The 20,399-nt window shown below is 49.8% G+C and carries 18 protein-coding genes; 2 read left to right on the top strand and 16 right to left on the bottom strand.

What is annotated here, in order from left to right; genetic code table 11:
- Positions 1–218: 218 nt before the first annotated feature.
- From ACTJKB_RS19655 to ACTJKB_RS19605, 11 genes are all read right to left on the bottom strand, one after another.
- Positions 219–1,208, bottom strand: coding sequence for an aldose 1-epimerase (locus ACTJKB_RS19655; protein WP_440836076.1), 990 nt, complete (start codon positions 1,206–1,208; stop codon positions 219–221).
- A gap of 83 nt (positions 1,209–1,291) precedes the next feature.
- Entirely contained in the window at positions 1,292–2,014 is a 723-nt protein-coding gene (locus tag ACTJKB_RS19650; RefSeq protein ID WP_440836343.1) for an MgtC/SapB family protein, read from the bottom strand.
- A gap of 259 nt (positions 2,015–2,273) precedes the next feature.
- Positions 2,274–3,065, bottom strand: coding sequence for an SDR family oxidoreductase (locus ACTJKB_RS19645; RefSeq protein ID WP_440836075.1), 792 nt, complete (start codon positions 3,063–3,065; stop codon positions 2,274–2,276).
- 142 nt (positions 3,066–3,207) lie between these two features.
- Positions 3,208–4,047 (bottom strand): carbohydrate ABC transporter permease, encoded by an 840-nt coding sequence (locus ACTJKB_RS19640; RefSeq protein WP_440836074.1) that lies wholly within the window; start codon positions 4,045–4,047, stop codon positions 3,208–3,210.
- A gap of 3 nt (positions 4,048–4,050) precedes the next feature.
- Positions 4,051–4,947 carry a carbohydrate ABC transporter permease gene (locus ACTJKB_RS19635; RefSeq protein WP_440836342.1) on the bottom strand — a complete coding sequence of 299 codons (897 nt, stop codon included), beginning with the start codon at positions 4,945–4,947 and terminating at the stop codon, positions 4,051–4,053.
- A 107-nt stretch (positions 4,948–5,054) separates the two neighbouring features.
- Entirely contained in the window at positions 5,055–6,380 is a 1,326-nt protein-coding gene (locus ACTJKB_RS19630; RefSeq protein ID WP_440836073.1) for an ABC transporter substrate-binding protein, read from the bottom strand.
- A 148-nt stretch (positions 6,381–6,528) separates the two neighbouring features.
- Positions 6,529–8,088, bottom strand: a complete 1,560-nt coding sequence (locus ACTJKB_RS19625) for a response regulator (RefSeq protein ID WP_440836072.1) — start codon at positions 8,086–8,088, stop codon at positions 6,529–6,531.
- Positions 8,063–9,856 (bottom strand): histidine kinase, encoded by a 1,794-nt coding sequence (locus tag ACTJKB_RS19620; protein ID WP_440836341.1) that lies wholly within the window; start codon positions 9,854–9,856, stop codon positions 8,063–8,065. The genes ACTJKB_RS19625 and ACTJKB_RS19620 overlap by 26 nt, the downstream gene beginning before the upstream one ends.
- A 158-nt stretch (positions 9,857–10,014) precedes the next feature.
- Positions 10,015–10,809, bottom strand: a complete 795-nt coding sequence (locus ACTJKB_RS19615; protein WP_440836071.1) for an ABC transporter ATP-binding protein — start codon at positions 10,807–10,809, stop codon at positions 10,015–10,017.
- On the bottom strand, positions 10,796–11,722 hold the full coding sequence (locus ACTJKB_RS19610; protein ID WP_074088611.1) for an ABC transporter permease: 927 nt from the start codon (positions 11,720–11,722) through the stop codon (positions 10,796–10,798). The genes ACTJKB_RS19615 and ACTJKB_RS19610 overlap by 14 nt, the downstream gene beginning before the upstream one ends.
- A gap of 70 nt (positions 11,723–11,792) precedes the next feature.
- Positions 11,793–12,833 carry an ABC transporter substrate-binding protein gene (locus tag ACTJKB_RS19605; protein WP_440836070.1) on the bottom strand — a complete coding sequence of 347 codons (1,041 nt, stop codon included), beginning with the start codon at positions 12,831–12,833 and terminating at the stop codon, positions 11,793–11,795.
- Positions 12,834–13,159: 326 nt separating this feature from the next.
- Here ACTJKB_RS19605 and ACTJKB_RS19600 point away from each other — a divergent pair, with 326 nt between their 5' ends.
- A complete protein-coding gene (locus ACTJKB_RS19600; protein ID WP_440836069.1) occupies positions 13,160–14,089 on the top strand; it encodes an NlpC/P60 family protein in 930 nt (309 codons plus the stop codon).
- 104 nt (positions 14,090–14,193) lie between these two features.
- Here the strand turns inward: ACTJKB_RS19600 and ACTJKB_RS19595 are convergent, their stop codons facing one another.
- From ACTJKB_RS19595 to ACTJKB_RS19575, 5 genes are all read right to left on the bottom strand, one after another.
- Positions 14,194–14,508, bottom strand: a complete 315-nt coding sequence (locus ACTJKB_RS19595) for a DUF2500 domain-containing protein (RefSeq protein WP_440836068.1) — start codon at positions 14,506–14,508, stop codon at positions 14,194–14,196.
- Between the two features lie 278 nt (positions 14,509–14,786).
- Positions 14,787–15,074, bottom strand: a complete 288-nt coding sequence (locus ACTJKB_RS19590) for a stage VI sporulation protein F (protein WP_074088608.1) — start codon at positions 15,072–15,074, stop codon at positions 14,787–14,789.
- A 71-nt stretch (positions 15,075–15,145) separates the two neighbouring features.
- Positions 15,146–17,197, bottom strand: coding sequence for an ATP-dependent DNA helicase RecG (gene recG, locus ACTJKB_RS19585; RefSeq protein ID WP_440836067.1), 2,052 nt, complete (start codon positions 17,195–17,197; stop codon positions 15,146–15,148).
- A gap of 13 nt (positions 17,198–17,210) precedes the next feature.
- Entirely contained in the window at positions 17,211–18,071 is an 861-nt protein-coding gene (locus tag ACTJKB_RS19580; protein WP_440836066.1) for a DegV family protein, read from the bottom strand.
- 102 nt (positions 18,072–18,173) lie between these two features.
- The gene (locus tag ACTJKB_RS19575; RefSeq protein WP_440836065.1) at positions 18,174–19,955 is read right to left on the bottom strand and encodes a DAK2 domain-containing protein; all 1,782 of its coding nucleotides are present in this window, start codon (positions 19,953–19,955) and stop codon (positions 18,174–18,176) included.
- A gap of 191 nt (positions 19,956–20,146) precedes the next feature.
- Between ACTJKB_RS19575 and rpmB the strand changes: the two genes are divergently transcribed.
- The gene (gene rpmB, locus ACTJKB_RS19570; protein WP_019911441.1) at positions 20,147–20,335 is read left to right on the top strand and encodes a 50S ribosomal protein L28; all 189 of its coding nucleotides are present in this window, start codon (positions 20,147–20,149) and stop codon (positions 20,333–20,335) included.
- Positions 20,336–20,399: the final 64 nt, after the last annotated feature.

Here is a 20,399-nt window from a genome sequence, read left to right as displayed (position 1 = left end):
TGCATCGCGACGGCTTCCCAAGTCCATATTTTTGGGTATTAGCCTACACTCAAGCCCAGGAGAGCGAAGTGGAAAAAGGAAACTTAATCCTGCCAGATTCCCCTACAAGCAGCGAAATCAGCTAGATTAGGGATACTTATTCCACTTACGCCGCGGCGGAGAGAGTACTCGGGCCAATTAGTGATCGCTCCAACAACAGCATTTCTGTTGACTACTAATTATTTTACATAAATCCGGCTGGTTTCTTCCCAATATTCACCCGGCTCCAGGCCAAACAATCCGATATCATCTGCAGGAAGATCAACCTTAGGTGCGTTAACCAGATTAATCTGCGGCTCCGGACAGAAGAACCCTTCGGTGGCACCATTGTTCCAGATCATCCATTGCTTGTAGGAAGTACCCACATCGTATACGAGTGTGACTCCGGCCTTACTGTCTGTAAGCTCCATTCGGTTGCGTCCATTCTGTGCGGCTGCGGTGTAATGATTATCCATTGGCGCATAGAAAGGATACAAGCCCTCGTCGCGCAGAGCAATCTCATCTGAGGTCAATTCCTGGAATGATCCGGTCGGCAGCATGCGGTTGCTAAGCTCCCAGCGATTCCCGATGGTCAGCTTCACGCGGTAATCCTGAGGGGTGCTTCCCGGTGCGAAAGGTGCGTTAATCGCAGTGTGGAAGGCAAGCAGACAGGGCATAAGCTCCTCACCATCATTATGCACCAGCAGCTGCTGGGACAAACCAGCTTCACCAAGGCTATAGCGCAGTTTGACCGTATATTTGAACGGGAGGTATTGATAGGATGGATGATTCTCATCGACCTTAATGAATACCGTGACGAAGCTCTCATTCACGCCGCTGCCGAATTCTTCTACCTGCCAAGCCGCTGTATGCAGGAACCCGTGCAGATGGTTGTGAGTAGTTGCTTCATTTACCGGGAGATGGTAGGTTTGTCCGTTCCATGGAAACTCTCCATCCTCATAACGGTTCGGTGGAAAAAGCACTGGGATGCCGTGAATTCCCGGGTTCGCCTTAAACGCTTCCATCTCATCCGCACCCGGTTCATGCAGAAAACGGTAACCGTTTTCGGTATCGCGGAAGCAGATCAGATTGCCGCCAATACCCGGCAGAATGGCTGCCTCATACCGTCCTGCTTTTAGCCAGACTGCAGCCTCTCCTTCATATAGTCCTTCATAAGCTGTAATTGTCATTGTGTGTTTCTCCCTTCCATAATCTCAAAATGACGCTCTCCTAGATAGATTACCACATCTGCCCAGGAGGGAATATGTCATTTTTACAACTGTTCCACTTCCACGCTCATCACATGCTCAATTTTTTTCACGTCATAATAGATTTCCGTTGAGTATTCGCGGTCCGGGGCAGAAATGACCATATCGATCATTTGTCTTCCGTCATCCAGATCCTTGATTTTCATTCGCCGGATCGTCCTGCCGTTCTTCTTCGACTTCCGGGATTCGACGGCATGACGTTCTTCAATTTTCTGAATCACATCTGTCAGCACATAATTAGGCTCCATGATGATTTTGACAGAGATTTCATGCTTGTTCAGCACCTCAGGGCCAATAACCTTGATCAGATGCGGCACAGCATTGACGGCGAACATCAGCAGTACGACTGCATACCCGGCTTCCATATAAAAGCCTGCTCCGACCGCGATTCCGATCCCGGACGCCGTCCAGATCAGCGCAGCGGAGGTCAGGCCTGAAATCGCATCCCCGCCCCTCCGGAGTATTACGCCTGCTCCGAGAAACCCGATTCCGCTGACAATCTGTGCCGCAAGACGCATCGGGTCCATATTGGGATGCTCCGTTCCGCCAAATTTGTCGTAAGCATGAATGGAGACGAGCGTCACCAGACAGCTCGCGATACTGATGACCATACTGGTCCGGATCCCCAGCGGTTTCTGTTTTAATTGCCGGTCAATCCCGATGAACAGCCCGAACAGCATGGCCACAAGCAGTTTGATAATCGATTCCATGTGCAGATTAAGATCCATATTCATAATTGCCCTCTCTTCTAAGACGATAAAAATAGTATACCTAAGCAGCAACGCCTGCGCCATCTTTAATAAAGGAGTCCATATATTTTACTGAACAGCCGCGTATGCGTTCCGTCATTAAAACACGAAGAAACGGCATCACTGTACTCTGCTATGCCTACAGCCTCCAGGGCTGTACAAGAGCAGAAAACAGAATCCGTTTCTCCAGACAACTGTTTCACTAAAGGTATGCTTGTTTACTATCGGTTAGAAGAGGTTACCCATGCAGCAGTGATTCGGCACCATCGCAAAAGATTTCCGTTCCGGTAATGTGATCGGAATCATCTGAAGCCAGGAACAGCGCCAATTTTGCCACCTGATCCGGACGTCCCGGCCCTTTTTCCAGCGGCTCTCCGCCGTCCGGGAATTCCACAGTAATCTGCACTTCTTTCAGGTCCTCGGATGGATAGGTGTTGTCGTCAATATTCGTAGTGATTGCACCCGGGCATATCGCATTGACACGTATTTTGTACTGGGCGAGCTCCAGCGCGGCCATCTTCATAAAAGCGACTTGACCTGCCTTGGTAGTACTGTATGCTGAGAAGCCGATATTCGAAAAGACACGGTTGCCGTTAATGGAGCTGTTGATCAATATGCTGCCGCCATTCTTTTTCAGGTAAGGAATCGCATATTTGACGGTGGCAAAGGTACCCCGCAGGTTGATGTTCATAGTCTGGTCCCAGGACTCGATGTCCATTGTTTCTATCGGTGTCATCGCTCCATTAATACCGGCGTTGGCGAAGACAATGTCGAGTCTGCCCCATTTGGCAGCGGCCTGCTTCAACGCCTCTTCCACCTGCTGTGGTTCAGCAATGTCACATTCAATGACTACGGCTTCTCCGCCTTCTCCCTCCACCTGACGGCGCACCTTCTCGGCATTCTCGACCGTACGGTCAAGCATCACTATTTTTGCCCCGTTCCGGGAAAACTCCAGCACCGACGCCCGTCCGATGCCTGATCCGCCTCCGCTGACAATGGCTACCTTGCCTTGAAGCTTTTGTTCTGCCATACCTGATGTCCCTCCCTAAGTAATTACGCGTTCTAGTTAAGTTGTTTCCCTAACTTATACCTCGCATACCCGGGAGTGAATCGGCAAAAAGTGGGCTGTCCGCTGGTTTCCACCAGAACAGCACACTCTTCCCCACGCATGTCTAGCCTTTTAGACCGCTAGTGCTGATTCCATCCACAATCTGCTTCTGGAAGATAAAGAAGATCAGCATAACCGGTGTCAGACTCAATACGGACATGGCGAACATCGGCCCCCAGTTAGATACGGACTCACTGTCCAGGAACATTTTGAGGCCCATGGACACTGTGTACTTGGAAGGTGAATTTAGGTAGAGCACAGGCCCCAGCAGATCCTCCCAGCGCCAGTAGAAGGAGAAGATCGCTGCTGTTGCCATCGATGGTCGAATCAGCGGCAGGATGATTTTGTAATAAAGTCTGAACTTCCCGCAGCCGTCTATCGTTGCTGCTTCATCCAGTTCGCCTGGAATGGTGCGGATGAACTGTAGCATCAGAAAGATAAAGAACGGAACTCCAAAGAACTGCGGGATTACGATCGGACGAATGCTGTCCAGCCAGTTCAGCTTCGTATAAATAATATATTGGGGTACCAGCACGACATCTGAAGGCAGCATCAGCGTCATCATCATGATCCCGAACCAGAGGCCATGGCCGACAAATTTATTGCGGGCAAAGCCGAAAGCGACCAGTGATGAAGAGATTACTGCACCAAATGTTGCTACGATAACGATTACAAAGGAGTTCTTGATGAATACACCGAAGGAATATCCGGCTACCCCTTCCCAGCCTTTGGCGTAATTGCCCCATTCCCAGGGATGAGGAAGCAGGGTCTGAGCTGTAACAAACACCAACCGGCTTTCCTTGAAGGAACTCATGATCATCCAGAGAATCGGGTAGAGCATGATGATGGCGAGACCGCCTATAAGAATGTGATAGATCGGCCACTTGATTTTATTCTTCACCATGGCTCACTTTCCTCCTCCCGATTCGTAGAAGACCCACGATTTGGATGTTTTGAACAGAATACCTGTCATAATGCCGACCAGCAGCAGCATTACCCAAGCCATAGCCGAAGCGTATCCCATGTTGTTGAACATGAAGGCCTGACGGAACAAATACAGGGAATAGAGCATTGTACCATCCATTGGGCCGCCCTCGCCTTTGGAAATGATATAAGCAGGCACAAAGGTCATGAATGCACTGATGGTCTGCATAACCATATTGAACAAGATAACTGAGCTTAGCAGCGGCAGAGTGATTTTGAAGAATTTACGGAAAAAGCTTGCCCCGTCCACGCTCGCAGCTTCATACATCTCACCTGAGATATTCTTTAGACCGGCCAGGAAAATCAGCATCGATGAACCGAACTGCCAGACCGATAACGTAATCAGCATGAATAGTGAGGCATTCGGATCACCGAACCAGCTAACCGGTCCCAGGCCAAAAAATCCCAGCATGCCGTTGATAATTCCGGTATCACTAAAAATATTGCGCCACATGATGGAGACTGCCACACTGCCCCCGATGATGGAAGGCAGATAATACACCGTACGGTAAGCGCCCACCATCTTGGATTTGGTATTCAGAATCATCGCTACGAACAAGGCGAAACCCAGCCGGAGCGGCACACCAACGAACACATACAGCAGCGTGACCTTAAGGGAATGCAAGTATTTCGGATCACCGTCGAACATTTTAATATAGTTGTCGAATCCTATCCAGCGCGGCGGAGCGAACAGATTATACTTCGTAAAAGACAGATACAGGGATATGGCCATCGGCACCAGTGTAAAGCACAGGAAACCGATAACGAATGGACTGATAAAGGCATAACCCGTCAAATTCTTGCGCAGCCGGTGGCCCAGCGGTTTCTTCGCTCTATAGGCCCGCGTACTTGAGGTAAGGGGATTGCTTAAACCCAACGTTCTCCAACTCCTATCTAGTTAGAATTCACAGTATGGTGATCGCCGTTTTAGCGGTTCGCGAGAATATCGCTGGCTTCTTTGCGGAACTGTGCTGCAGCAGCATCCGGTTTGATCTGGCCAAAGTTCATTTGCTCCGCAAGGTCAGTCAGCAGGGCAACCACTTCAGGCGAACCGACAGGGGGGCTCATAGGAGAAGTTTTTGGCTCCATATCAGCGACGAACTTGAACACCTGTTTGCCGGAATCTGTTAATTCCGTAGCGAGGGATTCCTTGATTTTACTCGAAATCGGTACGCCGCGTTCACCCTTGATCAGCTTGTTCGCCTCTGCATTGTTGGTCCAGAAATCGATAAACTTGGCTGCTTCTTCCTTGGACTTGGAGTTCGCTGTGACCGACCAATACATACTTGGCTGCATATACAGACCTTTTTCCATATCCGGACCCGGCATTGGGGCTAACTCCATCGGGCGGTTCACTGCAATTTGCAGCGCTACATACTGGTTTGACCACTGCCACATGCCGATTCCTGTTCCTTTGACGATGTCCGACTCTTCAATAACCCCTTTGTTCTGGCTCAGCTTATCTTGGGACGGCACTGCACCTTTGGCAATCAGCTCGGAAGTCATCCCGAAAAAGTCTGTGAACAGTGCATCATCATCGTACCCCAGCGCAGAGCCGTCTGTGTTGTAGAGTGACAGGCCTTTCGTGCGCAGATAGTAGTTGAAGAAGATATCCGCAGCCATCGAGGAATCCATGAAAAGTCCGGCGTCTTTGGCTTTCATCGCAATCTCCTTGTACTGATCCCAGGTCCAGTTCTCAGGAATCGCGTCTACCCCGGCTTTCTTCAGCAATGCAGGATCGTATTGGAATCCAAGCACGTTAACCCCCAGCGGAATACCGTATTGTTTGCTATCAATAACTCCGGTAGAGAGTACATTTTCATTCACATCACCCACCTGAATCGTCTTGTTCAGGTAAGGCGTCAAATCCTCCAGCTGGCCGTTAGAGCCGTATTGATTAATATAGGATACGTCCATTTGTACAATATCAGGAAGGCGGTTAGCTGCAGCTTGGGGAGCTAGCTTTTTCCAATAATCGTCAAAAGATGCGTATTCCGGTTCGATCTTCACATTCGGATTCTGGGCTTCATACATATCAATGACCTGCTGGGTATACGAATGACGCGTATCGCTGCCCCACCAGGCAATCCGCAGTGTTACAGGTTCTGAGGAACTGGAAGCCGTTGCCTTCGCCGGTTGGTTGGTTGCTGCATCGGTCGCAGCGGAATCCTGAGTGTTGTTATTGTTGCCGCCACATCCGGCCAGCATGGACAGCAGCATCGGAACAGCCAATAATGCGAATCTCTTTTTCAATTGGATATCTCCCCTTTTCGTAAATTGAGTAGGAAGCCCAGTTGGACTGGTAACGCTTCCATGACTAAATTTTCTCAAATTCCGCCGCTTTCTTGAATACAAAAAACCGTCTTCTTTGTTCAATAATCAGGTTCAAGTGTTCTATTCATTACTGGGGCTTCATAAAATCCGTCGGCGTCTTCCCGGTCACCTTCTTGAACACCTGGCTGAAATATTGGGCGTTGCCGCCAAATCCGTACAGCTCTGCCAGCTCAAATACCTTCACATCGCCGCTGCGGATAATATGCTCGGAGGCTTTGCCAATCCGGTAGCTGGTGACATAATTGGAGAATCTCTCACCGGTCACTTTTTTGAATATTTTCCCCAGGTAGTCGGGATTCATATAGAGCATCTCAGCGGCCACCGAGCCGAGCGACAGCTCCGAGTTCTGATAATCGGCCTCGATGATATGGAGCATTTTATCTACAATCGCAGATTGTCGGGTCACAAAATGGCGGTCATACATGGCGGTAAGCCGTTCTGCGGCATTCATGACAAAAGCTTTTAGACTCCCCAGTGTACCGAGCTCTGCCAGCTCTGCCAGACCGGAAGTAAAACGGCTCCGCTCGTCGGGAACGCATAACCGGATCATCGCCGAGTACAACTGCAGCACATAGGAACGCGTCACATTCATATCAAAACGCTGGTCTGCAAGCACGCCGAATAAGCGGTCCAGCTCATTCACAACAGCATGTTGGTCCCCGGCTTTGATCAGCAGGCAAATCTGCTCCTCTTGCAGATCTATTTCGCCATGGCCGCTAAGTTCATCAGCTGGAATATCGCTTCCGGTGATCAAACTGCCTTCTTCAAGATAAAATCGGTGATTCATGCACTGCAGCGTCTGCCGGTACAGACAACGTGACTCACTCATCCGTCCCTTGTCACTGACAGCGATCGTTACATGGATTTTGTAAAAGTTAAAAAAGATCTCCTTCACGCTGGAAATCCGTTCCAGTAAATCATGCTGAGGGTCCGCTTCTTCCGGCTGTTCCAGCAAGATCAGCAGCTGTGAGCCAATAGTCGTACAGAGAAGCACCTCACTTAGCATATCCTGGGCAATATTTTGCAAGGCGAACAAATGCTCATACTCAACGGACTCCTCCAGCCTGAACAGGATGAGCCGGACACTTTTGCCGCCCAGCTCAATGCCGAACAGCTCCTGATAATAATCCAGGTCGTGGCTCCCGTACGTTTTATTGGAAATCCATTCCTTTAGAAACTGTGCTTTGACATGCGGCAGCACCTTGGTGAGGCGATGCTTCATTTCGGTGACGAATTGCTCGCGGCGGCTCTCCTCATTCAGCTCCTGCACAAGCTCGGTCAGCGCCTCATGAATCTGCTTCTCATTGCAGGGTTTCAGCAGATAATGCCTCACACCATGCTGCATGGCGCTGCAGGCATAATCAAAATCCTTATACCCGGTCAGCATTACAAACTTTATCCCGGGATACTGTGCGCTGCAGCGGTCTACAAGCCCAAGCCCATCCAGCCCCGGCATGGAAATATCTGTGATTACAATGTCCGGTTCCAGCTTCCCGATTTGTTCCAGTGCCTCAATGCCGTTGCGTGCCGTCCCCACCAGCTCGGTACCTGCCAGCCCCCAATCCACCACTTGGGAGATCCCTTCCAGAATCAAGCGTTCATCATCCACCAGCAGCAATCTGTACATGTCTGATTTCTCCTCTCCAATACGGAATGTGTACATGAATCGTCGTGCCGGCTCCAGGTGTACTCTCTATTTCCGTACCCCATTCCTGTCCAAAAACAATCTGAATACGCTCTGTGATGTTTGCCAGCCCGATCCCCTCACCACGCGTCTGAATTCTGCCCTGCTGCAGCTCGCGGATGAATTCCGCCGTCATTCCCGGACCGTTGTCACTGACCATAAGATCCAGCCCGCGATCAGTCATAGAGATAGAGATCGAAATAAGGCACGGCTCAATATTCGGCTCCAGCGCATACCGGATCGCATTTTCTACCAGCGGCTGCAGTGTCAGCTTCGGAATCAGCGCATCCAGCAGGTCATCAGGCACATCCAGCCGGAAATCCAGACGCTCCTCAAATCGTGTGCGCTGGATAATAACATAGCTGCGGACGATGTTCAGCTCCTTTTCCAGGGATATCAGCGGGTCTTTCAGTCCGATCGAGCTCCGCAGCAGAAAGCCCAGCGCCTCAACCATTTCAGATATTTGCTTCTGCTTGTTGACCTTCGCCAGCCAATTGATCGATTCCAGCGTATTGTACAAAAAATGCGGGTTAATCTGGGCTTGAAGCGCTTTTAACTCTGTCTCTCTGATCACAAGCTGCTTGGCATAATTCTCGTCGATGAGCTCCCGGATCCGGCGGATCATCATTTTGAAGGTGCGGTTCAATTGGCTTACTTCATCCTGTGCGGTCTGCGAGACATAACCTAATGCCTGCTCCTCCAGATTGTCCAGGTCGCCCTTCTCGATCCGCCTCATCTTTTGGGTCAGCTTCGAGATGGGCCGGGCAATGCTTCGTGCCAGCCGGTACCCCAGCAGTAACCCCAGCAGCAGGATACAGGCGAATATAACCACAACCAATCTTTTGACAAAGGTGATCTGCCTGAACATTTCATTGAACGGCGTAGCATTAACGTAGGTCCAGTCCATATACGACGAGTTCGTTTTGGCTACAAAGTAGGTGCCCTTGCTGTAACTGACGGTCCTGTAGGATTCCTGACGCCGTACCTCCTCAGCCAGTTCCTGCGGCAGCAGGAGCGGATCTCCAGGGTATATGGACTCTCCGGTACCCTTATCCATTACAATGAGCTGGCTTCCATCCTCCGCCATGCTGGTGCTGTCAGCAATAATCCGCTCGACGCGGATACGGATGACAAGTGTACCCAAATTGTCCAGTGTAAAGGTGGAACCTGTGTAAGATTTGATTTGCCTAACTGCCAAAAGTGAATTTTTACTTCCCTGGGTATACCATACATTACTGCCTGCACCTTCGATGGCGAGCGGTTTGAGCTGGTCCTGCAGAGCTTGTGACAGCCCTTCACGGTTGCCGGCGGTCATCACACCATCGTTCGCATCCAACATCATCATCGAATACACATATTTCTCCGCACCTGCAAAGGCCACAAGCCGGTTGATGATTTTGTTGTGGAGCAATTGTCTTTGATACGGGGAAGGATTGTCCAATAATTGCCGCAGGCAATTCTGGATCTGTTCATCCGAAACGACGGTGAAGGACAGCTGCTCCAGCTCTTTCAGTTCGTTTTCGATGCTGATCGAGGACATGCCCAGCACCTCAGAGGCTTTTTCATAAATTTGATGATCATAGATACGATACACATACTGCAGGAAGATCAGAGAGAACAAAAACGACAGCAACAGCAAAAACGAAATCAGCATGATCATCTTGCTAAAGATTCCCGAGTTTTTGAAAGCGCTCTTATTTTTGTAAAACATCATGCGTCTCACACTGCTTTCTCTTTGGATGTAATACCTATACTTCATTATATATTAATCGAAAGTTCCTCCCATGGAAATATAAACCAAAAAAACTTGGAATTCAGTCACATTTGACTGAATTCCAAGTTTCGGTTTACTCATTGCATACTCTGCGTCTATCCCAACATCATCCGGTCATCCGCCAGCTTATGTCCGCTGATGGCCTCAAATTCACCGAGCAGCCGCTCTACGGTCAGATCCTGCTTGCGGTCCTCATCAATATCAAGGATGATGCTGCCCTTGTCCATCATGATGAGCCGGTTGCCGAGACGAATAGCCTGCTCCATATTATGGGTAACCATAAGTGTAGTCAGATTCAGCTCGCGGACAATAGACTCAGTCAGCTGGGTGATCAATTCGGCTCGTGCGGGATCTAGTGCAGCCGTATGCTCGTCCAGAAGCAGAATCTGCGGATGTGTGAAGGTCGCCATGAGCAGGCTAAGTGCCTGGCGCTCTCCCCCGGAGAGCAGTCCTACCTTGGCCCTCAGCCGGTTCTCCAGGCCAATGCCAAGCCGGCTCAGCTGTTCACGAAACAGGGTCCGCCGTGCAGCCGAGACTCCGAAGGACATTCCGCGGCTCTGGCCTCTTTTGTAGGCTATCGCCAGATTCTCTTCGATCGTCATATGCGGTGCCGTACCGGCCATAGGGTCCTGAAATACCCGGCCAATCCAGCGGGCCCGCTGGAACTCTGGCAGTGCGCTGATCGGGCTCCCCTCAATGCGTACTTCCCCAAGATCGGGTTTCATCACACCAGAGATGACATTCATCAGTGTAGATTTGCCTGCACCGTTGCTGCCGATCACTGTCACAAAGTCACCACCGCGAAGCTCAAGATCAATACCGAGCAGCGCTATTTTTTCATCCGGGGTGCCCGGGTTGAACAGCTTGGATACACTATTAAGCTTTAGCATCGGCTGCACCCCCATTCTTGTTGCCCAGTGCCTCATGCACAAGCTCAGCACTGCGTCTGCGCGCGATTCTCTTCTGCTTCATGAAACGTTGAACCGAAGGGAACACCAGTGCAATAATGACAATGATCGCAGTGATCAACTTTAGATCCGAAGCCTTCAGCCATGGAACCCGCAGCGCCAGCGCTACAACAATACGGTAGACGATAGAACCCAGTATCACTGCAAGGGTTGCCCGGAATACATTTCCGGCTCCAAAGATAGCCTCACCGATAATAACCGAAGCAAGTCCAATGACGATCATTCCTATACCCATAGTAGAATCAGCAAATGCAGAGTATTGGGCTATGAGCGCACCCGAGAGCGCCACCATTCCATTAGCCAGGCTGATGCCAAGGATAGTAGTGCTATCCGTATTCACACCGAAGCTTCGAATCATTCGGGAGTTGTCGCCAGTGGCACGGAGAGCAAGTCCCAGATCGGTATGCAGAAACAGGTCCATCAGGATTTTTACCGCAATCATCACAATGGGCATGACCAGAAGCGGATTAATGGAGGTAAATAAAGAATCCTCACCCATAATCGAAACGTTAGGCTTATCCAAAATCCGCAAATTAATGGAATAAAGTGCAATCATCATTAATATTCCGGACAGAAGTCCGTTGATCTTCCCCTTCGTATGCAGAAGTCCGGTACACATCCCTGCTGCCATTCCACCGCCAAGAGCACATATTGTGGCCAGCCATGGCGAGTAGCCGTGCGTAATCATTACTGCGGCAATGGCTCCTCCCGTAGTGAAGCTGCCATCCACAGTCAAATCGGGAAAATCAAGAATACGGAAAGTAATATATACGCCTAGAGCCATAAAAGCATATAATAAGCCCATTTCCACGGCTCCAATTATTGAATCAAACATCGCTGACTTCCTCCCTCAAGCGGCAAGGGGTGGTCCTGTGCCGGAGTCCCCCCATTGATATGTCTAACATTTATTGAATAATATTAGTATCCGGATCCGAGACTTTATCCTTCATAGCATCCGTAACTTCTATCCCCTGTGATGCCGCAGCTTTCAGGTTCAGAATAAGGTCCAGCTTCTCCTGCATCGTTACCTTCATGTCTCCCGGATTCTTGCCATTCTTCAGCACTTCCACAGCCATTTGTCCTACCTGGTAGCCATGGTCATAATATTTGAAGCCCACGGTTGCAAAAGCCCCCTTCTCCACAGTATCGCGGTCAGCGGAGAAAAATGGAATTTTGTTGTCATTAGCCGTCTGAATGATCGTGTCCACAGCGCTTACTACCGAGTTGTCCAGTGTGATGTACAGGGCATCCACACGGCCAACAAGCGATTCTGCCGCCTGCTTCACTTCGGAAGTGTTGGTAATTGCAGCTTTAACCAGCTCGATGCCGTGCTTGTCAAGCTCTGTCTTGGCAATATCAGCCATAACCACAGCATTAGGTTCTCCTTCATTGATAATGAGGCCCAGCTTTTTGACATTCGGGAACTGCTCGGCAATAAAAGTCATTAGGCGTGTGATTGCCTCAGGGTTGGTGTCTGATGCCCCGGATACATTCCCGCCGGGATGATCCAAATCTGTAACGATCTTGGCATCTAGCGGGTCGGTAACCGCCGCGAACAGAATCGGTGTATCCTTACCTTCTGCCTGAACCACGGCCTGTGCAGAAGGAGTGGCGATTCCCAGCACGAGGTCATTCTTGTCTGCCGCAATCTTCTGGGCGATAGACAGGTTATTGGACGAGTCTGCCTGGGCATTCTCCAGGTCGACCTTCAGATTCTCCCCCTCTACGATTCCGGCATCCTTCAGTGCGGCCAGGAATCCTTCCCGGGTAGCATCCAGAGAAGGATGCTCGACATACTGGGAAATGGCTATTTTGTAAGTTTTGGAATCTGCTTTTCCTGAGTTCGTACTTCCAGAATCCGCACCTTTATTATTGTTAGTCCCGCAGGCAGTAACCGCCAGCATTGCACATAAACTTAGGCCGAGCCATATTTTCTTTGTTTTCATCCTATATACCCCTCTTCTTTTTACGGATTCAGCGCGTGCCTCAGTGGTAGCGACTCAGCAGTATTGCTTTTATCTTTAAAAGCATTAAAGCGCAAGCTGCCGAGAAACCCGCATCTAAAACGTAAATATAATAAGCTTATCTTATATAAAGGTTCATTTTCCGTCAATCACTTATGACATGACCATTTTTTACAATAATACTCCATGGTTAAATAAAGTTCAGCTTCACCGGCTGATCTTGACATTGATTACCTCATCCTTCCGTTACATAAAAAAAGGCTCCCTGCACAAACTTAAATTACAGTTTGAACATGGAGCGTGACATGATGACAACAAACAGACCCGCAAAATCCATTGCTGCAGCCACATTGCTGTCTATAGCCATTATAGCCAATACTGCTTGCAGCTACAGCACAAGCGATCAGAAACCAAAGGTTAATACCGTAACACCAGCAGGATCACTTTCAGGCAGCTACTATGAAAAAGCTTCTTTCACCGACAGCCAGGGTAAATACTGGATTCCTCTGAAACCGGCGGCTGCTTCCATCGGTTACCGGATGAAGGATGATACCTCCAGCGGGGGTTATGCCAAAATTGGCTATACTGATGTAATGTACATGCTGCATCCAGATTCAACGCAAGTATTCTCCTTGGGACAAAAGATTAAGTTGCCGGATGCTCCGGTACGCCGAAACGGTCAAATTTATATCACGCCTACTTCACTGTCCAAGCTACTGCAGACCGAAGTAGGGTGGAATCCACGTACCGGCGAGATTAACGTGGCTTCCCCCTCTGATAAGGGGGACACTGAAGGAACCGGCAATCCCGAGGCAGCAAAACCATTGCGTATTCAGAGCCTGTCCGCAGCAGACAGCAGCCAGCTTGTTGCCTATGCCAAAAAGTTCCTCGGTGTCCCGTATGACTTCGGCGCAGGGCCTTACGAGGAAACCAAGCGGTTCGACTGCTCCTCATTCACCCGACATGTCTTCAAAAAATTCGGTGTGGACCTTCCTCGTTTAGCTAAGGACCAGGACAATCTGGGCAGAAGGGTAAGCCGCAGCGAGCTTGAGATTGGAGACCTGATTTTCTTCACAGTCCCCGGACGCTTTGAGAGTGATGCGATTCCGGGACATGTCGGCATCTACATCGGAGACGGCAAATTTATTCATACCTGGGGTGACCCGGGGGTCCAGATCAGTGATCTGGACAGCGGCTATTGGAGCAATGTCATGCTTCATATGCAGAGAGTTCTCTAACCGACAGCAGCGGTGTACCCAATAAGATGCAAGGAGATCAGGACTTCGGACAGCCGAGGCACAAGATCCCTTGCATTTTTTATGGCCGACTGTCAGTCCCAAGTTTAGCGGACAAAACCTTTGAACCGGGTACCCTGATAGCTAAGTTGGCCCTTATCCCCCTCCACAATCAACCCGAATTCACGGTCGGGAACCATCAGCTCCACACGGTTGCCATCTTGAAATTGAAAAGTGACATAATAACTGGTGTTTGCGCTGGAATCACCCGAGCCCCCCCATACCTCTGTACGTTTCGTGACAGCTGCGGCTTGTACGGAGAGCAGCGGACTTGCGTTGTTAGTTGACCAGGCTTTCAGTGATTTAAAGATAACAAAGACAAAAAATCCTATGACCAATAAAAACATAAGCTTTATAAACATAGGCATTTCGTGAATCAAACTCTGAAATCCGCTGCGCTGCTGAAAATCATCGAAAGCGCTAAAACTGCTCCATCCGCCCAAATTGTATCGCTTCCTCCGCAAATATATTTTAAAAGTTCTGTTTTACTACGATTTACGCAGTATAGCTGGTCTGGTTTCATTATTTCATGGTCCGCTGCACCAGGTTTCAAGCAAAAACGCGTTACCGCTAAATACAGCGTGAACGCGTTTTAAGGTAATACCGGAAAATTCATATCTTTTGCCCAGAATGAGAGGTTCTACCGGAACATCCCCCATAGCCGGATCAAATGAAACGTATTATTGGGGTCGATCTTCTGGGCAATTACAAATTTAACAATTTGATCTTCCTGCGTTGAGGTTAACTTCTCCCCCATTACCGCCGAAGCATTTCGCACCAGTCTGCGCACCACCGCAGTATCCTGAAGCTCTTGCTTGGAAACTCCGTTGATCATATTCTTAATGCGTTCTTTAACAGCCGGATTTTTCATCTTCAGCTTGATGCGATCCACCAGCTGGGGACTGATTCCAAATTGTTGATAGCCCACGCGCAGCACCTCCTGTCATATTCCAATCATTCACAGTATATGAGGGTAAGGTGGCACATGTGCCTAATTAATTAATCTATTAAGTCCCCTTGAAAAATCTGCTCGTTCTGTAAGTAGCTCCGCAGCGGCGCGTAGTCGGCCGAGGTCCAGAAGTCCGTTTCCTTTAGCAATCCGGCAGCATCATCCCTGGCTTGCTCCAGTACCTCAAAGTCAGCGGTCATGTCCGCCAGCCTGAACTCCGGTAGCCCGCTCTGCTTGGTCCCAAAGAAATCTCCCGGACCACGCAGCTCCAGATCTCTCCGTGACACCTCAAAACCATCATCTGTATCCGTCATCGCCGTCATACGCTCACGTCCGATTTCGGATTTCGGATCCGCTACCAGCACGCAGAAGGATGCATGCTGGCCCCGCCCCACCCGGCCGCGCAACTGATGCAGCTGGGACAGCCCAAAGCGGTCTGCGTCCATAATGATCATCAGTGTAGCATTGGGAACATCGACACCGACCTCTACAACCGTTGTGGAGACCAGCAGCTGAACCTCATTGCTATAGAAGGCCCGCATGATATCGTCCTTTTCACCGGGTGTCATCCGGCCATGGAGCAGACCTACCTTATAATTTGGAAACGACTGCGACATTTGAATATGCAGATCAATCGCGTTCTGCACGTCCAGTTTTTCCGATTCCTCAATCAATGGACAGATCAGATAAGCCTGCCTGCCCTGATCGATCTCACGGCTGACCAGCTTCAATACCCGCTCCATCAGATCAGGTTTCACCCAATAGGTCGTGATCGGTACACGTCCTTTAGGACGCTCAGAAAGTGTGGACACATCCATATCGCCGAAGACGGTAATCGCAAGCGTACGAGGAATGGGCGTTGCCGTCATGGTCAACACATCCGGATTGTAGCCTTTGCGGCGCAGAATACTGCGCTGGTTGACGCCAAAACGGTGCTGCTCATCCGTAACCACCATCCCAAGCCCGCGGAAGAAAACATCCTCCTGTATCAAGGCATGGGTGCCTACCACAATATCGAGCATACCCATTTGCAGCGAGGCCAGCAGATCCTTCCGTTTGCGTCCGCTCACACTTCCTGTCAGAAGCCCCACCGTTATCCCAAAAGGCTCAAACATCTTGGTGAGCGAGCGCATATGCTGCTCCGCGAGAATCTCAGTAGGGACCATCAGCGCCCCCTGAAAACCGGATTTCACGGTGGCATACAGGGCGATTGCCGCAAGAACTGTTTTGCCGGAGCCCACATCTCCCTGTAAAAGCCGGTTCATGCAAGACGGAGAACGCATGTCCTGGAGGATTTCCAGCTCCACATGCTTCTGTGCATCCGTCAGCTCAAACGGCAGACTGCGGACAAACTGCCGGACTGTGGCATTGTCCACCGTATGCACCACTCCATCCATTCTGCCGCGGTTTAGCACCCTAAAGGCCTGAACCTTAAGCTGGAACAGAAACAGTTCTTCGTATACCATCCGCCGCCGCCCCTGCTGGCCTTCACGTGTATCCTCTGGCCGATGGATAGTGGCGATTGCCCGTTTACGGGACATGAAATCATATTTCCGTATGATCGTATGCGGGAGAATTTCTGGAATAAGCTCACCATACTGCTGCAGGCCCTGATTAATCATCTTGCGTATCCAGGACTGCGTAATCTTGCCCCCCACGGAATAGACCGGCTGCAGGGTGCCTATTTTGCCTTCTCCCCGGTCAGTAAATTCATAATCTGTTACAGTGATCGCATTCCGCTTCTGGTCCCATTTACCGGTAATTACGATTTCACGCCCCACTGTCAGCTGCTCACGGACATAATGCTGATTGAACCAAGTAGCTGTAAACATCCACGGCTCGGCTACCATTTTGCAGCTCAGGCGGGATTTGCCCCCAAAACGCTGCAGGACAGGGATGCCAATAACCTTCGCGACTAGAGTAGCCTTATCGCCGTGTTTGACCTCACTCAGAGAGCGGGGGCGGAAATCATCATAGCGGAATGGATAATACTCCAGCAAATCCTTCACCGTAAAGACGCCAAAGGCGTGAAGCTCATTTTGCTTTTGAGCGCTCACGCCATTTATTTGTTTCACTTCGATTGAATCCAAAGATAGTCCCATGTTCATCCCCTATTTACGCGGGCCAGATGAAAACGGCTAAGGTACCGTTGCCGACATGGCTCCCAACCACAGGACCCACATTGGTCAGCACTTTCTCTTCCAGGGTGAAGTGTCCGGCCAATTCCTTAAGGAACTCTTCGCCGGAAGCCGGTTCAGCCGTATGACCCACGGCCACGTTGATTTTGTCCACACCCGGCAGATCCTTTTTGAACAGCTCGATCATGCGGGCTACAGCCTTCTTACGGCCCCTTACCTTCTCGACTGCGTAGATAATCCCTTCCGCATCAATGGACAAGATCGGCTTGATATTAAGCAGCGTCCCCAGAAATGCGGAGGCTTTGCCGATTCTGCCGCCCTTTTGCAGATATTCCAGTGTATCGACCAGAAAATACAGCTTGCGGGATTGGCGGAGATTCTCCACTCTTGTCAGAATATCTTCCGGGCTATGGCCCTCTGCAGCCAGCCTCGCCGCCTCGACCACCATAAATCCGAATCCATAGGAAGCGGAGAGAGAATCGACTACAGTAATGGACTCTCCTTCCTCTTCCAGCATGGATTTAGCCAGAACAGCCGATTGATACGTACCGCTAAGACCGGAGGAAATATGAAACGAAAGGATTCGGCAGCCCGGTACACGTTCCTGAATCTCCCGGTATACGTTCATATACTCAACCGGTGATGGCTGAGAAGTAGTCGGAAGCTGCGTTGTACGGGGAAGACGTTCATAGAATTGCTCCGGTGTCATATCCACATTATCCCGGAATGCCTCCCCGCCGAACATCAGGGTCAAAGGAACAACCTCAATACCATACGCTTCCGCCATGGACGGCGGGATATCGGAAGTGCTGTCGGTGACGATTAAGGTACGATTCATGGATTTCCTCCCCAAACTATGATTTGGCAGACATAACAGCGGCCCTATTTAAGGACAACACAACTAATTCTGCTTAAGACTATATAAGGAGTAAATGTAAGCCTACGGTTCAACGGAGAAAACGTAATAATACAGCGGCTGGCCGCCCTCATGGACCTCAACTTCCACCTGCGGGAAGGCTTGTTCAAGCCAGTTTTCCAGCGATTCCGTAACCTTCTCCTCCGATTCAGCACCCGTCAGAATTGTAACAATCTCATCACCGTTCTCAAGCATGCTTGTAAGCAGTGACTGGCTTGCCGCCAGCAGGTCATCGGAAGCAGATACAATCTTCGAGTTGGATATTCCGATATACTGCCCGGATTTGATCTCCAGCTCCTCAATCACCGTATCACGGACTGCGTTGGTGACTTGCCCCGATTTCACCTGAGCGATGGCTTCCAGCATGTTGCCTGTATTTGTGTCTACTGCATCGTCCTCCTGGAAGGCAAAAGCGGCGGCAATCCCCTGCGGGATGCTTTTGCTCGGAATAACGGTAATCTCACGTTCACCTTCGAGCAATTCCTTGGCCTGCTGGGCGGCAAGCACAATGTTCGAGTTGTTTGGCAGAATGTAAACATGCTTCGCAGAAATGGAAGAAATCGCGTTAACGAAATCCTCCGTGCTCGGATTCATCGTCTGCCCGCCGGATAGAATAGCGTCTACCCCAAGGCTTCTGAAGATATCAGAGATACCTTCGCCCGAAGAAACGGCAATGAATCCGTACAGGGCCATATCATCCGCGGGAGGAACCGCTGGTGCCTGCACGCTGCTCTCTTCCTTAGGAATATCAGCAAACACCTCAGGCATAGGTGCAATATCCATTCCTGCGGTCAGAAGATCACGATGCTGCTCGCGCATGTTGAGAATATGAATTTGCGTAATTTCACCATATTGAAGCGCCAGATTCAGCACCTCGCCCGGAGTCTTGGAATGAACGTGCACCTTGATGGTTTCATCATCTGATATGACGATAATCGAATCACCATTAACTGCCAGCGCTTTCCGAAAAGATTCCTCATCAAAATTGGCTTTGACGGAATTCCCGAGCAACCGGTTGATAAAAAACTCCATGTCGTATAAAAATTCAATGTCTTCCGTAGACAGCTGGGATTGTGCAGAGGACTGCACGGAGGACAATACGTTCTCATGTTTGGTTAGCACTGCTGCTGGTACCACAGCTGGAGCAGGAGCTTGTCCTTGCGCAGTAACGGGTGCTGCTGTACTTCCATTTCCCATCAAATGTTGAAGAAAGCCCTCATAAATGTATACCAGACCTTGACCACCGGAATCGACTACACCCACCTGCTTAAGCACAGGCAAAAGTTCCGGAGTATTGGCTAACGCTTCTTTGGCTTTGGCCAGGACCTCAGTCATCAGTTCGGTTACATCCGTCGTACGCCGGGCATAGTAGACGGCATGTCTGGCAGCTTCCTTGGCAACTGTAAGTATCGTTCCCTCTACCGGTTTGACTACCGCTTTGTAGGCTGTATCCACCCCAGTCTGCAGCGCTGCTGCGAACTGCTGCGTGTTCAATTCATCGTATTGGGCTGCATACCGTCCAAGCCCCCTGAACAGCTGTGACAAAATAACGCCGGAATTCCCCCGTGCGCCCATCAAGAGACCTTTAGACAATACTCCTGCACATTGGCCAACAGAGGCGGTATTATTTTTCTTCAATTCGTTCGAGCCTGCAGTCATCGTCAAATTCATGTTGGTTCCCGTATCACCATCTGGTACCGGGAAAACATTCAGAGAATTGACGTGCTCTGCATGCTGCTGCAGCTTCTCCGCTCCGGCGAGTACCATTGCGGTAAAATCTGTTCCGTTTATAGAACGCTTACTCAATGAGAATTCCCCTTCCTAACTTCATGCCTAATCAATTCTATGATTAACTGGACATAATACACTAATTTATATTGTACTATAAGAGCCAAAAGAAATAAATGTTTTTGAAGCGGTTGACGAAGCAAATTTTGCTGTGATATTATATTTAAGTATTGTTTTACGCAGGTGTAAGTAACAAGGAGGTGTAATCTATGTCCCGCAAATGTACTGTAACTGGCAAGAAACCGGGCAGCGGCAACCATGTATCGCATGCGAACAACCGCAACCGTCGCTCTTGGGGAGTTAACGTTCAGAAGGTCCGTATCCTCGTGAACGGCAAACCGAAACGCGTGTACGTCAGCACCCGTGCTTTGAAAGCCGGCAAAGTTGAACGCGTTTAGTCTTGGATTATCCTAAGACCTAGCGATATCTCATATGAAGCAAAAAGCACCCTTTACATATGTA

Origin of the sequence: Paenibacillus sp. 22594 (assembly GCF_052044425.1) — a bacterium.
Classification (GTDB): domain Bacteria; phylum Bacillota; class Bacilli; order Paenibacillales; family Paenibacillaceae; genus Paenibacillus_AQ.
Note: the sequence above shows the minus strand (reverse complement) of the source record. Positions and strands in the feature narration are given on the sequence as shown.

What these genes read in the sequence shown, in the direction of transcription:
- ACTJKB_RS19655 (WP_440836076.1), bottom strand. Translation starts at nt 1,208, where the DNA reads ATGACAATTACAGCTTATGAAGGACTATATGAAGGAGAGGCTGCAGTC.
- ACTJKB_RS19650 (WP_440836343.1), bottom strand. Translation starts at nt 2,014, where the DNA reads ATGGATCTTAATCTGCACATGGAATCGATTATCAAACTGCTTGTGGCC.
- ACTJKB_RS19645 (WP_440836075.1), bottom strand. Translation starts at nt 3,065, where the DNA reads ATGGCAGAACAAAAGCTTCAAGGCAAGGTAGCCATTGTCAGCGGAGGC.
- ACTJKB_RS19640 (WP_440836074.1), bottom strand. Translation starts at nt 4,047, where the DNA reads ATGGTGAAGAATAAAATCAAGTGGCCGATCTATCACATTCTTATAGGC.
- ACTJKB_RS19625 (WP_440836072.1), bottom strand. Translation starts at nt 8,088, where the DNA reads ATGTACAGATTGCTGCTGGTGGATGATGAACGCTTGATTCTGGAAGGG.
- ACTJKB_RS19620 (WP_440836341.1), bottom strand. Translation starts at nt 9,856, where the DNA reads ATGTTTTACAAAAATAAGAGCGCTTTCAAAAACTCGGGAATCTTTAGC.
- ACTJKB_RS19615 (WP_440836071.1), bottom strand. Translation starts at nt 10,809, where the DNA reads ATGCTAAAGCTTAATAGTGTATCCAAGCTGTTCAACCCGGGCACCCCG.
- ACTJKB_RS19610 (WP_074088611.1), bottom strand. Translation starts at nt 11,722, where the DNA reads ATGTTTGATTCAATAATTGGAGCCGTGGAAATGGGCTTATTATATGCT.
- ACTJKB_RS19605 (WP_440836070.1), bottom strand. Translation starts at nt 12,833, where the DNA reads ATGAAAACAAAGAAAATATGGCTCGGCCTAAGTTTATGTGCAATGCTG.
- ACTJKB_RS19600 (WP_440836069.1), top strand. Translation starts at nt 13,160, where the DNA reads ATGACAACAAACAGACCCGCAAAATCCATTGCTGCAGCCACATTGCTG.
- ACTJKB_RS19595 (WP_440836068.1), bottom strand. Translation starts at nt 14,508, where the DNA reads ATGTTTATAAAGCTTATGTTTTTATTGGTCATAGGATTTTTTGTCTTT.
- recG (WP_440836067.1), bottom strand. Translation starts at nt 17,197, where the DNA reads ATGGGACTATCTTTGGATTCAATCGAAGTGAAACAAATAAATGGCGTG.
- ACTJKB_RS19580 (WP_440836066.1), bottom strand. Translation starts at nt 18,071, where the DNA reads ATGAATCGTACCTTAATCGTCACCGACAGCACTTCCGATATCCCGCCG.
- rpmB (WP_019911441.1), top strand. Translation starts at nt 20,147, where the DNA reads ATGTCCCGCAAATGTACTGTAACTGGCAAGAAACCGGGCAGCGGCAAC.